14 protein-coding genes and 1 pseudogene are annotated in these 15,691 nt (G+C 73.8%); 1 reads left to right on the forward strand and 14 read right to left on the reverse strand.

Annotated elements, in window-relative coordinates; translation table 11 throughout:
- Positions 1–21: 21 nt before the first annotated feature.
- The 7 genes from ACQEV1_RS27915 to ACQEV1_RS27945 all read right to left on the reverse strand — a co-directional run bounded on the left by ACQEV1_RS27915 (position 22) and on the right by ACQEV1_RS27945 (position 7,311).
- The gene (locus ACQEV1_RS27915) at positions 22–996 is read right to left on the reverse strand and encodes an ABC transporter ATP-binding protein (RefSeq protein WP_285623651.1); all 975 of its coding nucleotides are present in this window, start codon (positions 994–996) and stop codon (positions 22–24) included.
- A complete protein-coding gene (locus tag ACQEV1_RS27920; RefSeq protein WP_433397201.1) occupies positions 989–1,834 on the reverse strand; it encodes a polysaccharide deacetylase family protein in 846 nt (281 codons plus the stop codon). Before ACQEV1_RS27920 ends, ACQEV1_RS27915 begins: the two co-directional genes overlap by 8 nt.
- A complete protein-coding gene (locus tag ACQEV1_RS27925; RefSeq protein ID WP_433397203.1) occupies positions 1,831–2,619 on the reverse strand; it encodes an SDR family NAD(P)-dependent oxidoreductase in 789 nt (262 codons plus the stop codon). The genes ACQEV1_RS27920 and ACQEV1_RS27925 overlap by 4 nt, the downstream gene beginning before the upstream one ends.
- A gap of 90 nt (positions 2,620–2,709) precedes the next feature.
- Complete coding sequence (locus ACQEV1_RS27930) at positions 2,710–3,573, reverse strand: ABC transporter permease (RefSeq protein ID WP_285623644.1); 864 nt, start codon at positions 3,571–3,573, stop codon at positions 2,710–2,712.
- Positions 3,570–4,544: an ABC transporter permease gene (locus tag ACQEV1_RS27935; protein ID WP_285623642.1), complete on the reverse strand. Its 975-nt coding sequence runs from the start codon at positions 4,542–4,544 to the stop codon at positions 3,570–3,572. The genes ACQEV1_RS27930 and ACQEV1_RS27935 overlap by 4 nt, the downstream gene beginning before the upstream one ends.
- A gap of 2 nt (positions 4,545–4,546) precedes the next feature.
- Entirely contained in the window at positions 4,547–6,070 is a 1,524-nt protein-coding gene (locus tag ACQEV1_RS27940) for an ABC transporter substrate-binding protein (protein WP_433397206.1), read from the reverse strand.
- A 20-nt stretch (positions 6,071–6,090) separates the two neighbouring features.
- Positions 6,091–7,311: a threonine synthase gene (locus tag ACQEV1_RS27945; RefSeq protein ID WP_433397208.1), complete on the reverse strand. Its 1,221-nt coding sequence runs from the start codon at positions 7,309–7,311 to the stop codon at positions 6,091–6,093.
- A 235-nt stretch (positions 7,312–7,546) separates the two neighbouring features.
- Here ACQEV1_RS27945 and ACQEV1_RS27950 point away from each other — a divergent pair, with 235 nt between their 5' ends.
- The gene (locus ACQEV1_RS27950) at positions 7,547–9,331 is read left to right on the forward strand and encodes an ATP-binding protein (RefSeq protein WP_433397210.1); all 1,785 of its coding nucleotides are present in this window, start codon (positions 7,547–7,549) and stop codon (positions 9,329–9,331) included.
- Between the two features lie 548 nt (positions 9,332–9,879).
- On the opposite strand, the gene ACQEV1_RS27955 is transcribed toward ACQEV1_RS27950, so the two are convergent.
- The 7 genes and pseudogenes from ACQEV1_RS27955 to ACQEV1_RS27985 all read right to left on the reverse strand — a co-directional run bounded on the left by ACQEV1_RS27955 (position 9,880) and on the right by ACQEV1_RS27985 (position 15,684).
- Positions 9,880–10,791 (reverse strand): alcohol dehydrogenase catalytic domain-containing protein, encoded by a 912-nt coding sequence (locus ACQEV1_RS27955; protein ID WP_433397212.1) that lies wholly within the window; start codon positions 10,789–10,791, stop codon positions 9,880–9,882.
- A gap of 142 nt (positions 10,792–10,933) precedes the next feature.
- A pseudogene (locus ACQEV1_RS27960) lies at positions 10,934–11,041 on the reverse strand (acetyl-CoA hydrolase/transferase C-terminal domain-containing protein); the annotation flags it as partial.
- Positions 11,042–11,995: 954 nt separating this feature from the next.
- Positions 11,996–12,592 (reverse strand): MaoC family dehydratase, encoded by a 597-nt coding sequence (locus ACQEV1_RS27965; RefSeq protein ID WP_285623631.1) that lies wholly within the window; start codon positions 12,590–12,592, stop codon positions 11,996–11,998.
- 14 nt (positions 12,593–12,606) lie between these two features.
- Complete coding sequence (locus ACQEV1_RS27970) at positions 12,607–13,485, reverse strand: hypothetical protein (RefSeq protein ID WP_433397215.1); 879 nt, start codon at positions 13,483–13,485, stop codon at positions 12,607–12,609.
- Complete coding sequence (locus ACQEV1_RS27975; RefSeq protein WP_433397217.1) at positions 13,482–14,585, reverse strand: glycosyltransferase family 4 protein; 1,104 nt, start codon at positions 14,583–14,585, stop codon at positions 13,482–13,484. The genes ACQEV1_RS27970 and ACQEV1_RS27975 overlap by 4 nt, the downstream gene beginning before the upstream one ends.
- Positions 14,585–14,962, reverse strand: a complete 378-nt coding sequence (locus tag ACQEV1_RS27980; RefSeq protein ID WP_433397219.1) for a hypothetical protein — start codon at positions 14,960–14,962, stop codon at positions 14,585–14,587. Before ACQEV1_RS27980 ends, ACQEV1_RS27975 begins: the two co-directional genes overlap by 1 nt.
- Complete coding sequence (locus ACQEV1_RS27985; RefSeq protein ID WP_433397221.1) at positions 14,959–15,684, reverse strand: hypothetical protein; 726 nt, start codon at positions 15,682–15,684, stop codon at positions 14,959–14,961. Before ACQEV1_RS27985 ends, ACQEV1_RS27980 begins: the two co-directional genes overlap by 4 nt.
- Positions 15,685–15,691: the final 7 nt, after the last annotated feature.

A 15,691-nucleotide genomic window follows, 5' to 3' on the forward strand; every position in this document is an offset into this window, starting at 1 on the left:
CGGGCCTTCTGACGCGTTCCCTCATGACGCCGCCTCCGTGAGCTCGTGCGGATGCCAGCAGGCGACGCTGCCGCCCGTCTCGTCCGGGGTCAGGTCCGGCGGGGTCAGGCACCGGTCGGTGGCCCGCGCGCAGCGGGGACGGAACGGGCAGCCCTCGATGCGCTCGCCTGCCGCCGGCACCTGGCCGGGGATGGTCGGCAGCTCGCCCGCGACCGGGCGGTCGGGGTCGGGCACGGACCGCAGCAGCGCCGCGGTGTACGGGTGGCGCGGAGCGTCGAGCACGGCGCGGACCGGGCCGGTCTCGACGATCCGGCCCGCGTACATCACCGCGACCCGGTCGGCGATCTCGGCGACCACGCCCATGTCATGGGTGATGAACAGCAGGACCGTGTCGCGGGCGCGCTCGCGCAGCAGCGCGAGCACCTGGGCCTGCACGGTCACGTCCAGCGCGGTGGTGGGCTCGTCGGCGATGAGCAGGTCCGGGCGGCCGGCCAGCGCGATGGAGATCATCACCCGCTGGCGCATCCCGCCGGACAGCTGGTGCGGCATCTGCCGCGCCCGCGCGGCGGCGTCGGGGATGCCCACCGACTCCATCAGCTCGACCGCCCGCCGGCGCCGCGCCGACCGGCTCATCCGCGTGTGGATGGCCAGCACCTCGGCGATCTGGGCGCCGACCGGCGTGGTGGGGTTGAGCGAGCTCATCGGGTCCTGGAACACCATGCCCGCGCGGGCGCCGCGGATCCGCCGCAGCGCGCGCTCGTCCCGGCCGACCAGCTCGGTGCCGTCCAGCACCGCCGAGCCGGTCGCGCTCGCTCCCGGGGGCAGCAGGCCCAGCAGCGCGAGCGCGGTGAGGCTCTTGCCGCAGCCGGACTCCCCCACGAGCGCGACCGTCTCGCCGCGCTCGGCGCTCAGGTCGACGCCGCGTACGGCCTCGTGCCCGGAGCCGAAGCCGATCCGCAGGTCGCGGATCCTCAAGAACGTCGCGGGCTCAGTCATGGGCGGGCCGATCGAGCCGGTCGAGGGTGACCGTGCGCCCGCCGTGCTGGGCCCGGTGGTGCGCGGCCAGGTCCCGTACGGTCGGGGTGCACAGCTCGGCGTCGGCGACGACCGGCGCGAGCAGCTCCTCCAGGGCCGCGACGCGTGCGGGACGGCCGGACAGCCACGGATGCACGGTGATCATGCAAAGCGTGCCGTGTCTCTTGGCGGCGGCGATCTCGGCGGCCCAGGCGTCGCGCACCGGGCCGGTCGGCGTCGGCGGGCGCGGGTCGCCGCCCACGTAGCGGTAGTACGGCGCGTCGTCGGTGGCCCAGTCGACGGGCACCTCCACGACGCCGTCCACCTCGTACGGGCGGTCGTCGCCCATCAGCGAGCTGTCGTAGCCGATGCCCAGCGCCCGCAGGACCGGGAAGACGCCGCCGGTCATGTCCCAGCTCGGCGACCGGTAGCCGACCGGGCGTTCGCCGGAGACCTCCTCCAGCGTGCGGATCGCCCGGTCGAGGGTGGCGTGCAGTTCGTCGCCGGTCAGGCTCGTCGGCGGCTCGTGGCACCAGCCGTGCAGCGCGAGTTCGTGTCCCCGCCGGTGGACCTCGGCGACCTGCTCGGGATAGGTCGCGGCGATCCAGCCGGGCACGAACACCGTCGCCCGCAGGCCCAGGTCGTCCATCATCGACAGCAGGTTCGCCACGCCCCGGCGCGGACCGTACCGGCGCTGTTCGAGCTCGCCGACGGCGTCGTCGCGCCGGTCCCGGGTCCGCCACAGGTACGGCGACTCACCGTCGAAGTCCAGCGTGAAGCACACGGCGGCCCGCGCGCCGCCCGGCCATGGGTAGGTCATGTCGCACTCCCGTCTTGCCTCGCCGCCGGGGCGAAGTCGCCGGCGGTACGGCCGCCGTCCACGTCGAGGGTGGTGCCGGTGACGAACGAGGCCGCGCCGGAGCACAGCCACAGGATCGCCGCGGGCGCGTCGTGTGGTCCGGAGGTACGGCCCAGCGGGATGCCCGCCCGCATCTTCGCGACGTGGTCGGCGGGCAGCTCGCTCACCGCGCTGCCCGGCGCGAAGCCGGGGCCGACGGCGACGACCCGGACGCCCGCCTCGCCTGCCTCCAGGGCGAGCGAGCGGGTGAGCATCTCCAGCGCGGCCTTGCTCGCGGCGTAGACCCCGCCGGTACGGGTCGGGCGCTTCGCCGCGCCGGAGGTGAGGTTGACGACGCAGCCGCGCACGCCCGCACGGGTCATGGTGCCGATCACGTGCTGGGCGAGCTGGTACGGCGCGATCACGTTGACGTCGAGGATCCGCTCGACCGCGGCCCGGTCGGTCGTCGCCAGCGGCGTACGGGGGTAGACGCCGGCGTTGTTGATCAGGATGTCGGCCGTTCGCCAGCGCTCGTCCAGGGCCGCGATCAGCGCGGCGACGCCGTCCGCTCTGCTCAGGTCCGCGACCGCGGTGTGCGCGCCGAGGGCCTCGCCGAGCTCGGCGAGGGGTTCGACCCGCGCGTCGGACAGCAGCAGCTCGGCGCCCTGGGCGTGGAAGGCCTCGGCGGTCCACCGGCCGATCACTCCCGCCGCCCCGGTGATGAGCACACGCTTGCCGGCGAACTCACGGCCGTAGTCGGGAATCATGAGGCCTCCTGCGTCGGGGAGATGATCCATGGCACCGTGTCCTCGGTTCCCTCGCTCACGATGCCTCCTGACGCTGTGATCCGAAATCGCTCACGCCGCCGCCTCCGCCGTACGGGGGCGCCGGAAGACGCGGCGGCGTGTCACCGTGGCGCGTTTGGCCGGGTCGAGCCGGTCCCGCGCGGCATCGCCGAGGAGGTTCACCGCGAGCACGAGGACGAACAGGGCCAGGCCGGGGAAGGTGGCGAGCCACCAGGCCGTCGCGATGTACTGCTGCCCGTCGGACAGGATCGATCCCCAGGAGGCCGTCGGCGGCTGCACGCCCAGCCCCAGGAAGGACAGCGACGCCTCGTACACCACCATCAGCCCGAACTCCAGCGTGCCCACGACGATCGCCACCGGCAGCACCTCGGGCAGCACGTGCCGGACCAGGATCCAGCCGCCGGACGCCCCGGTCGCCGTCGCCGCGCGTACGAAGCCGCGGCCCCGGGTCTGCAAGGTGGTGGAGTAGGCCACCCGGGCGTACCTCGGCCAGCGCACGATCGCCAGGCACACGACGACGTTGACCAGGCTGGGGCCGAGCACGGCGACGACGAGGACGGCCAGCAGGAAGAACGGCACCGACAGCACGACGTCGACGATCCGCATGACGAGCGCGCCGAGCCAGCCGCCCCGCCAGCCCGCGACCATGCCGAGCGCGACGCCGGCGACGCCCGCGACGACCACCGCCGCAGCGGCGACGAGCAGCGAGACCCGCGTGCCGTACATGACGCGCGACAGCACGTCGCGGCCGAGCGCGTCGGTGCCCATGAGGTGGTGGGCCTGGGGCGGCAGCAGCCGCCGGGCCAGCGCGACGGTGTTCGGGTCGTCCGGGGCGAGCAGCGGCGCGAAGGCCGCCAGCAGCACATAGAGTCCGACGATCACGAGCGGGACGGTGAGACGGGACCGGCCGTTCATGCGGTACCTCCTCCGGCGGCCACGCGCCGGTCGATGACGCCGTACAGCAGGTCGGTGGCGAGGTTGACCACGACGTACACGGCCGAGGCGAGCAGCACGATCGCCTGCACGACCGGGAAGTCGCGCGCCGCGACGGACTGGACGGTGAGCTGGCCCAGCCCCGGCCAGGCGAAGATGACCTCGGTGACGACCGCGCCGCCGAGCAGGTTGGCCAGCTCCAGCGCGGCCACCGTGAGGACCGGGATCGCGGTGTTGCGGGCGAGGTGGCGGGTGACCAGGCGCCAGGTGCCGGCGCCCTTGGCGCGCGCCGTGCGCACGTAGTCCTGGGCGAGCTGTTCCAGCATCGCGCCCCGTGTCACGCGGGCGATGGCCGCGGCCGACAGCGCCGCGAGCGTGACGCTGGGCAGCAGCAGCGACAGCGGCCCGTCGTATCCGGTCGAGGGCAGCCAGCGCAGGCCGACCGAGAACACCAGCACGAGGAGCAGACCGGTCCAGAACGCCGGCATCGCCTGGCCGGCGAGCACGATCGGCATCAGCACCCGCTCCTGCCACCGTCCGCGTTTCAGCGCGGTGACGGTGCCGACCGTGACGCCGAAGAGCAGCGAGAGCACCAGCGCGGCGACCGCGAGGTTGGCGGTGTAGGGCAGCCGCTCGGCGAGCAGGTCGGTGGCCGGACGGTTCTGCACGTACGAGTAGCCGAGGTTCCCGTGGACGGCGTCGCCGAGGAAGGTCGTGTACTGGTGCCAGAGCGAGTCGTTCAGGCCCAGCCGGTCGCGTACCCGGGCGATGTCGGCGGCCGTGGCGCCCTCGGGCACCAGCAGCCGCGCCGGGTCGCCCGAGAGCCGCAGCGCGAAGAACACGATCGTCACCACGCCGAACAGGGCCAGCAGCGCCTGCCCGATCCGTCCGGCGATGTAGCGGGGTGTGGCGGGGAGGGCGGCGAGCCGCCGCCGGGGGAGCACGGCCGTCATGGTCAGCGCACCTTCATCGTGTCGAGGAAGAAGCTCTCCTGGGCGTCCGGCGTCCAGGAGACGCGGGCGTTCGCGCCGTAGATCGCGTAGTCCTGGAAGAGGCCGAGGCCGGGCAGGTCGCGGGCCAGCACCTGGAACGCCTGGTCATAGAGGGCGCCGCGCCGTTTCGGGTCGATCACCCGCCGGGCCTGCTCGACGAGCCGGTCGAAGGACGGGCTGGTGTAGGAGCTCCAGATGCCGCCCGTGTGGAAGAGCGGGTAGATCACTCCGTCGGCGTCCAGGCAGGAGCACGACCAGCGGCCGAACCGGATCGATCCCCAGTCGTGCCCGGGGTCCTGCACCTTCTTGAGGTACGTCGGCTGGTCGGTGCTGCGGATCTGGACCTTCAGTCCCACCGCGGCGAGGTCGGCCTGGATCGCCTGGACGATCTGCGGGTTGAACGAGGGCGAGGTCGCCATCACGACGGTCGCGCCCTTCGCGCCGGCCTCGGCGACCAGCCGCCGGGCGGCGGCCGGGTCGTACCCGGCGGCCGGCAGTTTCGTGTCGTAGCCGAACGCGAGCGGGGTGAGCAGGGAGTTGATCGGTCTGGCGTATCCGCGCTGGAGGTTCTCGATGAGGGCCCGGTAGTCGATCGCGGCGGCGACGGCCCGCCGCACGCGCGGATCGTTGGCCGGGCCGCCCTTGATCGTGTTGAAGGCCAGGTAGGCGATCCGCTCGGTCGGCGTGGACAGGACGGCGAGCCGGGGGTCGCGCTTGATCTGGTCGGCGGCGTCGGGGGTGAGCCCGGTGGCCAGGTCCGCCTTGCGCGACTGCAGGTCGACGACGCGGCTCGCCACGTTCGGCACCGCGCGGAAGACCGCGGCGCGCGCACTCGGCCGTCCGTGCCACCACAGCGGGTTGGCCCTCAGCTCGACCTGGGATCCGGCTGTCGCCGAGACGAACACGTACGCGCCGGAGCCGATCGGCCTGGCGGCGAACTTCTCGTCGCCGACCTTCCGGACGTACCGCTCGGGCACGACGGACAGGGTGGTCAGGTAGGTCAGCAGCGTCGGCGCGGGCTGCGCGGTGTGGATCACCAGGTCACCGCCGTCGGCGGTGGCCCTGCTGATCATCGAGAAGTTGGCGAACTGCTGGCTGGCGAACTTCTTGTCCAGGATCCGGTTGACGCTGAACGCCGCGTCCGCCGCGGTGAGCGGGCTGCCGTCACTGAACCGCACACCGCGCCGGATCGCGAAGCGCCAGGTGGTCGCGTCGGTCTGCCGCCAGGAGGTGGCGATCCACGGCACGAGCGCGTGCGTCCGCGGATCCCGGCGCAGGAGCTGGTCGAAGATGTTGCGGTAGACCGCGTAGGTGTCGGAGTCGTACTGCTTGCCGGGGTCCAGGGTGGACGGGTAGTTGGCGGTGTCGATGACCAGGGTGCCGGGGTCGCGTTCGGCGGTCGCGGGATGGATGCCGCAGGCCGCCAGGGTCGGCACGGCCACGGCGAGGGCGGCGGCGACGGCGGCGCGGAGGCGCTTCGCTCGCATGGCGATCGGATCCAATCCGCTCAACCGCGGGCGGGGATGCGGCCGTCCTTGGCCAGCAGCGGCACGTCGACGCGCACGGTCTCGGGGTACTTCACGCCCGCGCCGGTGTTGAGGACGACCACCTCGTCGTCGGCGTCGAGGTGCCCGGCGTCGCGCAGCCTCCCCAGCGCGGCGAAGCAGGCCGCGCCCTCGGGGCAGATGAAGGCGCCCTCCAGCTCGGCGAGTTCGACCTGGGCGGCGAGGAGCTCCTCGTCGGTGACCGCGACCGCGGTGCCGCCGGTCTCGCGGACCGCCCGAAGGACGAGGAAGTCGCCGAGGGCCTTGGGCACCGTGATGCCGAAGGCGACGGTGCGGGCATCGGGGAACGGCGCGCTCTCCTCCGCTCCGTTCTCGTACGCCTCGACGATCGGCGCGCAGCCGGTGGCCTGCACCGCCACCAGGTGCGGCAGGTCGCCGGTGACCCAGCCGAGCTCCTTCAGCTCCAGCAGGGCCTTGTGGATGCCGATGATGCCGACGCCGCCGCCGGTCGGGTACAGGATGACGTCGGGCATCCGCCAGCCGAGCTGCTCGGCGATCTCATAGCCCATGGTCTTCTTGCCCTCCAGCCGGTACGGCTCCTTGAGGGTGGAGACCTCCTGGTAGCCGTCCCGCTCCCCCACCGCGGCGCCGACGAGCCGCCCGGCGTCGCCGATGAGGCCGTCGACCCGGTACAGCTCGGCCCCGGCGACCTGGCACTCGGCCATGGTGATCGACGGCGCGTCGTCGGGCATCGCGATCAGGCTCCCCAGGCCGGCCCGCGCGGCGTACAGCGCCCAGGCCGCGCCGGCGTTGCCGTTCGTCGGCATCGCGACGCCCTTGACGCCCAGCTCGGCGGCGCGGGAGACCCCCACGGCCGCGCCGCGCGCCTTGAACGTGCCGGTGGGGATCAGTCCCTCGTCCTTCATCAAGAGGCGGTTCAGCCCGGCGCGGCGGGCGTACGCGGGCAGGGGCAGCAGGGGCGTCATCCCCTCGCCGAGACTGATCACGTGCTCGGGGTCCCGCACGGGCAGGACCTCGTGGTATCGCCAGAGGTTCGGCTCCCGGCGCGCGATGTCGTCCGGGGTCACCGCGTCCCGTACGCGGCCGAGGTCGTAGCGGGCGAGCAGCGGCGCCCCGGCGGCGGAGGTGCCCTGGAGGACGCCGGCGTCGTAGCGCTCGCCCGTCCGTGAGCACTCCAGGTGGCTGAGGAACGAAAAGGTCACGGCCTCTCCTCACGAGTGGGGGTGCGCGAAGCCGTAATTTTGGATCCAAAATTGGGCGGGCGTCAATAGGCCATCCACATTCCGGACAAGATCGGCAGGGATTGTGGTGAATCATCGCCGGGCCGGCCCGCGTCCCCGGCATCAGCCGTCCGTAACCATGCGTTTTGTACGACCGATAACATGTGTTATGCGTTGGAGCCCACTCGCGCTTCCGCGACGCCGGACGCACCCATCAGTGCTGGTCGGCGTTCTGCTGCTGGTCGTGTGCGTCCTGGCGGAGACCGCGGTCGTGGCCCTGCTCAGTGACGTCACACCGGTCCTGTCGCTGGACGCGATCTACCTGTTCGGCGTGGTGCTCATCTCCTCGATCTGGGGACTGCGGCTGGGGCTGGTGACGGCGGCGGTCAGCGCCATGACCTTCGGCCTGTACGTCGCCGCGTCCACGCCGCCCCTACCCGGCATGTGGATGGCGTTCCTCGCGAACTTCGTGGCCTACTGCGTGGTGGCGTTGCTGGCCTACTCCGTCTGCGGCCTGACCCGGCTGCTGGCGGGCGAGGTGGACGCGCGGGTCGACGCCGATCTGTCCGCCACGCTGGCCCGGCTGCTGTTGCGGACCCCCGACCCGCGGGCCGCGATGCCCACGGCGGCCCGAGGACTGGCCCGCACGCTGGGGCTGCCGTCCGCCTCGATCGAGCCCGGCCCCGTACGCCCCCGGGAGGGGCACACGACGTTCCCGCTCCGCGGCGACGGGACGCTCGCCACCCTCGTCGTCCCCGCGGACCTCACCAGGCCCACGCTCCGGCGGCTGCGCGACCGCGCGGTGCCCTCGCTGGAGTTGCTCCTGGAGGCCGCGCACGAGCGTGAACGCGCGGCGGACGCGCTCCGCGTCAGCCGGGACCAGCTCCAGCGGATCGTCGACGAGCAGACCTCACTGCGACATCTGGCCACCCTCGTGGCGCGCGGCGCCCCGCCGACGGAGGTCTTCGACGCCGTCGCCCGCGAGATGGGCCTGAACCTGGGGGTCGAGCACACCGTGATCGTCCGCTACCAGCCGGACGATACCGCGGTGGTCACCGCCGGAAGCTGGAACTACCGGGGGATCGTCGAGCACGGCTCGCACTGGGTGCTGGAGCCGGGAACCGTCACCGAACTGGTCTACCGCACCCGTTCACCCGCGCGAGTGAACGCCTACACCGGCGACGGTGCGCTGGCCAAGCGGCTGCGCTCTCGCGGGGTGATCTCCTCCGTCGGCTGCCCGATCATGGTCGGGAGCTTCCTGTGGGGCATCGCGATCGCCTCCGCGAGCACGGAGGAGCCGCTGCCGCCCGACACCGAACGGCGGATGCGCGAGTTCACCGAGCTGGCCTCCGCCGCCATCGTGAACGCCCAGAGCCACACCGACCTGATCACCTCGCGCGCCCGGGTCGTCGCCGCCGCGGACGAGACCCGCCGCCGCATCGAACGCGATCTGCACGACGGCACGCAGCAGCACCTGGTCGCGATCGCCCTGGACATCAGGGGCATCGAGGTCGCCCTGCCGCCGGAGCTGGAGGAGACACGACGCCGGCTCTCGGAGACGGCGCACGGGATGGAGGACGCGCTCGCGGAACTCCAGGAGATCTCCCGCGGCCTGCACCCGGCGATCCTGGCGAAAGGCGGCCTGAAGCCCGCGCTGACCGCGCTCGCGGGCCGCTCGCCCATCCCGGTGGAGCTCGACGTCGGCGTCCCGGCCCGGCTGCCCGAGCGCGTGGAGGTGAGCATCTACTACGTCGTCTCCGAGGCGCTGACCAACGCGGCCAAGCACGCGAACGCGTCGGCCGTACGGGTTGATCTGACGGTCGAGAAGACCCTGGTCCGGCTGTCCGTCCGCGACGACGGCACCGGCGGCGCCGACCCGGACCACGGGTCCGGGCTGACCGGCCTCACCGACCGCGTCCACGCCCTCGGCGGGCGGATGGAGATCATCAGCCGGCCCGGCGAGGGGACGACGCTGTTCGCCGAGATCCCCTACCAGGCATGACGACGGCGAACCCGCCAGCCTCGTGCCGATTGTGGCCAATCCGCTACTGAGCGTGTTCATCGCTCTCTCCGCGGTTAGGTACAGGGCGGAACCCCCTACGGCCGCGGAGGGCCTCAGCCGGGCTCCGAGTGACGAGCCCGCGCGTCGGCGGTACGGCATCACGACCGGGTCCTGACGAGCCGGCTGACCGGCGGGTCCGCGAGACGGCGCGGGGTGAGAACCGCGGGGGTGCGGCTCTCGCCCCGCGCCGAAGACCGCCATGAGGCGTACGGGACCCCGGCGGAGCTTTCGGGACCGGCGCGACCATGGACCGGCGGAGCTCTCGGGACCGGCGCACATCCGTCGGGCCCGGCGGAGCTTCCGAGACCGGCGCGCGCCACCGGGACCGAGGGGTCTCGGGACGGCCGTTCGGGACCGCGCGGGACCCCGGATCCGACACCGTCGGGACCGGCAGGGCTCTCGGGACCGTGCGGGACTCCGGACACCGTCGGGACCGGCGGGGCTCTCGGGAAACGGGACGTTCGGAACGCTCCGGGTCGGTGAGGCCGTCAGGGCACGAGGACGAGTTTCCGGCCGCCGGCCCGGCCGGTGACCACGCGCCTCAAGGCCGACGGGCCCTCGTCGAGCGGCATCGCCTCCGGGGTGAGCCGCAGGCGCCCGGCGACGACGTCGTCCGCGAGATCGGCGAGCAGCGCCGGGTCCGGCCGGACATAGAGGTTGGTGCTCGCCACGTCCCGGCGCGGCGGCGGCGCGTCCGAGGTCAGGGAGCAGAGCAGCCCGCCGTCGCGTACGAGGCCCATCGCCTCGTCGGCGGTGCCCGGGGCGGCGACCAGCGCGGCGTCGAAGCCGCCCTCCAGCCGTGCGGTCCAGCGGCGGTCGTGGTAGTCGGCCACCTCGGCCGCGCCGAGTTCGCGCAGCCGCGCGGCGCTGGACTCCGACGCGGTCGCGGACACCGTGATGTCGGCGGCCACGGCGAGCTGGAGCGCGAGCGCGCCGGTGACGCCGGCCCCACCGGTGATCAGGAGCCGCTGGCCCGGTTCGAGCGAGAGCAGGTCGATCGCCTGCCTCGCGGTGAGCCCGGCGACGGGCAGCGCGGCGGCGGTCTCCGGATCGAGGGCGTCCGGGCGCGGGGTCAGCGCCGATGCGGTGAGCAGGACACGCTCGGCCCAGAAGCCGCTGCCGCCGGGCAACGGCACCTCGTGCGCCAGCACGGCGTCGCCTTCGGCCGTCTCCTCGACGCCCTCACCGACGGCGACCACCCGTCCGGTTCCCTCGACGCCCAGCGCCGCGGGCGGGACCAGCCCCACATCCCATCCTCCGGTGTACAGGAGCCGGTCCCAGGATCCGACGCCGGCGGCCTCGACGGCGACCACGACCTGGCCGACGCCGGGCGGGTCCGGATCCGGCAGGTCCAGGGCCTCGACCCTCCCGCCGACCTCGGTCACTCCACAGGCCCGCATCTCCGGTTCCTCCTCTCCGCCGCGTGACCGCGGCCGAGCACACCCCCTGGCTACAGGATCGATCCACCGGACCGAAGATCGCCACCCGGGGTCGGCGAAGCGGCCCGGCCCGCCGGGCGCGGTGCCGCGGCCGGTCACGGTGGTCCGGGTGCGCGACGGCGATGAGGGCCTCGGCACGACATGCCGGACTCCGTCCTCGCAGCTCGGCCACGCCGTGCTCGGTCCCCCCATCGCCGGCCGTGTTCTTCAGCGTCGTGACGAGTTGCCCGGTGAGAGGTCGACGGTGATCCTGCTGGCGCCATGGGGGCGGTCACGTGGGTCCGTCACCCGGTCGACACCTCCCTTGAGCGCCGCCTCCAGGGCCGGCTCCTCGTACGCGGTCACGTGGGCGAACAGCCCGGCGAACAGCTCTCGACGGGGTGACCGGGAACGCCCGCCCGGCGGGTACGGCGCCCTGCGGGCGAAGTCGGCCCGGCCGCCCGGCGATGATCCCGTCGGCGGCCTGACCGCGCAGGTCGCCCTCGCTCGTGGTGTTGATCGAGACCGTCCGCCGCTCACGCGGGGGTCTCGAACAACCGGCGGCTGCCGACGCAGAGCGTCGGGACGTGCTCGCCGCGCTGCCGGTACTCGCGCGCGTAGCAGGGCGTCCGGGATCCGGCCGGTGCCGGTGCCGGCCCCACACTCCGGCGAGAGGGTCCCTACCTGGCGGGAGCCGCCCCGGACGTCGCCGGACCCCGTCCCCTCCCCCCGGGGCGGGCACGCGCCCGGTCAAGGCGCACGTTTCGGCGAAGCCGCCGGCGATCGCCTTGATCCGCCCACTCGTGGTCCCGCCGGCCCCGGCCTTGGGGCATACGCCGTCCGGCACGCGCTTCGCGGCGTATTCGACGATCCTGTCGCCGGCTCGACCGGGACCGTCTCGGTGAGCGGCTGGCCGGCGTCTCGCCGATGAAGGAGGCCGCGTGGCCGGTACTGGCGCCGGCCGGGTGCCGGGGCGCGTGGTCTGGCGAAGGAGCAGCGGCACCTCGCTCAAGCGCGCGGGCCCGTGCTCGCACATGCCGTTCCGGTACGCCCGCCGTCGCCGGAGGAAGCGCTCCAGCCGCCCGGGGAACTCACCCTCCACGTACGCACGAGGTCCATCTCGTGCGCCCGGACGCCGGTGAGCCCCGCGGCACCCGCCTCCGGCGCGTCCATGACCGTGTGACGATCAGGTGGCCTCGTCGTCGGCCGGGAGGCCCGCGGCGGCGCGCGAGCGGCGGTCCCACTCGGGCTGGACGTCGGCGAAGCGCGGTCCGTGGCCGCGCTTGTAGACCAGCAGCGTGCGTTCGAAGGTGATGACGATCCTTCCCTCCGCGGTGAACCCGACGGTGCGGACGGTGACGACGCCGACGTCCGGCCGGGACCGGGAGGGCCGGGCGGCGAGCACCTCGGACTGGGAGTAGACGGTCTCGCCCTCGAACAGCGGGTTCGGCATCCGCACCCGGTCCCAGCCGAGGTTGGCCATCACGTGCTGGGAGATGTCGGTCACGCTCTGCCCCGTGACCAGGGCGAGGGTGAACGTCGAGTCGACCAGCGGCTTGCCGAACTCGGTCTGGGAGGCGTAGTGCGTGTCGAAGTGCAGCGGCGCGGTGTTCTGCGTCAGCAGCGTCAGCCACGCGTTGTCCGTCGCGGTCACGGTGCGCCCGAGCGGATGCCGGTACACGTCGCCGACCGTGAAGTCCTCGAAGTAGCGGCCGGTCCAGGAGACCGTGCCGCCGGACCGCCGGTGGTCCTGTTCCGTCTCGCCCGTGTTCGGTTCGTTCATGTTCGGCAACTCCTTCACGTCTTCGCCGCCTCATCCTCATCGTTCCCGACCGGCGCGGGCCGGACCCGGCCGCCCCGGACGCGGGCGGCACGGGCGAACTGGTCGTCGAAGCGGCGCGGGAACGGCATCATGCGGTGCCGGCCGGCCCACGGCGCGGCCTGCCGCACGGCGTTGAACCCGGCGGCGGTGACGATCCGCTCCGCTCCGGCGAACAGCGGCCACGCCGGATAGACGTCGAGGTGGGCGACGTCGTACGGCAGCGTCGCGGGACGGCTCGGCGACACGAGCGTGAGCCGCGGCCGTACGCCCTCCAGCGCGGCGGTCTCCCGCGCGTACGCGACCAGCTCGGCGGTCTCGCCGGGCGGTCCGGAGTGCACGACCAGCCAGCCGCCGGGCCGGGCCGGCGAGGGCGCGGCGACGGGCGGTTCGGCGAGTTCCAGCGGGGCGAGGGCGGCGGACACCGACCGCAGGTACGCCTCGTGCTCCGCGGCCACCGGCTCCACGAGCCAGGTCTCGTCGAAGCCGAGCGGCTCGGCCGGCAGCAGCGGCCGGTAGACGTCCCAGCGCAGCAGCCGGGCCAGGTGCACGACGCGGATCCCCGGCGGAACGGCCCGCGCGGACAGCTCTCCGGTGAGGCCGGCGGGGAAGGCGTCCACCACGAATTCGGCGGGCGCGAGCTCCACCAGCGCGGAGGCGATCCACCGGGTGAGCCCGTCGCGGCCGAGGCCGGCCGGCGCGGACCGTACGGGATGGCCGCCGGTCACACGCGGGTCGGCGGCGAACGGCGAGCCGGTCAGGATCGTGACCGGCCCTCGCACGGCCCGCGTGTGCAGGTACGCCCGGATGCGCGTGAGGTGCCCGAGCCCGCCGCCGTGGGCGTAACAGACGATCACCCGGCGCGGGTCTCCCGCAGGACGGCCAGGTAACCCGCCGTCTCCGCGGCCGGGGTGAAGTCGCGCCGGACCCGCTCGCCGGCGGCGGCGCCCAGCTTGGCCAGTTCCCCGCCGGTCGCCCGTGCCGCGCGGGCGACGGCGGCCCGGCAGCCGTGCGGGTCGCCGGCCGTGAACGTGAACCCGATCTCGTCGTCGGCCAGGTCGGCGAGGCCGCCCGCGTCCGAGGCGAGCAGCGGCACGCCCAGGGCGGCCGCCTCCAGCGCGACGTTCGGCAGGCCGTCGTAGAACGAGGGCAGGGCGACGAGGTCGCAGGCGGCGTAGACGGCGGGCAGCTCGAACCGGTCGAGGAAGGGCATCCGCGTCCAGGCGACGGCGTCGAGCCGCTCGGTGACGCCGTCCTCCAGCTCCCCGACGAACAGCAGGTGGAACGTTTCCGCGTGGCCGGAGGCCAGCAGCGCGTCCAGCAGGAACCCGACGCCCTTCTTGTTCTTGAGCTGCCCGACGAGCCCGAGGACCCGGCGGCCGGGCGCGACGGCGGAGGCCCGCCACGCCCTCGCGCGCGAGCGCTCGGAGGGCAGGATCTCCCAGTTCGCCGTGTCGATCCCGTTGGCCACCCAGGTCACGGCGGCCTCGGGCACGAGCGCGGAGACCAGCGGCGCGTGCGAGCGGGCGACCACGCAGACGCGCGCCGAGGCGCGCAGCGCGGCCAGCAGCGCCTCGCGGCGCCGCAGCGAGAAGACCCCGGTGTCGAAGTCGTTGCCGCGCAGGCAGGTGACCAGCGGCACGCCGAGCCAGGCGGCGATGACCGGTGCGCCCAGCAGCGCGTACGTGCCACCGAACGCGACGACGTGCGTGTAGGTGTGACCGGCGAGCCGGGTCCAGAGGCGCCGCAGCGCGTGCTCGGGGCCGTCCCCGAGCGGCGCGGTCAGCAGCCGGCCGCCGTACTCCCGTTCGCTCCCCCACGGCCGGTCACGCCGGGTCAGGTGCGCGACGTCGACCTCCACGTCCGCGCCGCGCAGGCCGCGCACGATCCGGTCGCACGACTCGGCCATGCCGCCGCGGCTCGGCGGGTAGTGCTCGGTGAGCCACAGCACGCGCATCAGCTGTCGATCCAGCCGCCGTCACCGGAGTCATCGCCGACGTCCCCGCCGATGTCGAAGTCGTCGCCGGAGTCGGAGTCGGAGTCGGAGTTGTCGCCCTGGTCGAAACCGTCCCGGTCGTAGCTGTCGTAGGTGTCGTACAGGACCGGGTCGCGGTAGTCGTAGGAGGCCTGCTGGTAGTACGCGCGCCGGTAGCCGCGCGCCCAGCCCGGCCCGTACGGGTCGGCGTAGCCCTGGGCGCCGGAGCACTCCGGGCACAGGCCCTGGGCGTCCACGTGCTCCGCGCAGACCGGGCGGCCGCAGCGGCACACGGTGACCGAAGGGCGGTCGCAGCGGCCGAGGATGAAGAACCCGGTGGTCGCTCCGCAGGGGTTCACGCGGTCCTCCCCGAGGTCTGCGGCGGGGTCCAGCGGAACAGCTCGGCGACGACCGTGAGGATGGCCTGGAGCTGGTCGTTCTCCTCCGGCACGCGGGGCAGCTTGGCGGTCGCGTTCAGCGCGGTCCGCTTGCCGTCCTTGAGCCGCACCCGGACCCAGGCGGGCGGCGGCGTACCCGGTCGCCGCACCGCCGCGTCGCGCGCCAGCGTGCGTTTGGCGTCGATCCGCTGCACGGCCTTCTTCTTGGTCTTGTACTTGTGCTTGCCGCGGGGGTTGACCCGGTGGATCTCCCGGTGGCGGACCCGGTCGGTGACCTGGATCTCCAGGACGCTGCCGTCCCGCAGCTCGGCGCGTACCTGGAGCCAGGGGTCCACGACGAACCACTCGGTGAGCCGGCGGACGCGCCCGCTGACGGGCAGGTCCTGCTCGGGGCCCTTCTTGCCGGGCTCCTTGAGGCCGCGGAAGTCGGCGGTGACGCCGATCGCGCCGTCCGGCGCCGTGTCCTCCGACAGCACGTGGATGAGCGGGACGAGAACCGCCGTCGTCCGCGACGGCAGCTGCCATTTCCGCCGTTTCACCGTCGTCTCGTGCTGGGAAAGGCTCGCCAGAACGGCTGCCCACTCGCCGGGGCCGGCCGACCCCGTGACCGTGCGCTCCAGCGTCAGGTGCTGGTGCGCGGGGTGGAAGCGGCCGATCGCTTCGCGGGTCTTCCGCCAGAACATGACGCGG

The organism is Actinoallomurus sp. CA-142502 (assembly GCF_050936355.1).
Classification (GTDB): Bacteria; Actinomycetota; Actinomycetes; order Streptosporangiales; family Streptosporangiaceae; genus Actinoallomurus; species Actinoallomurus iriomotensis.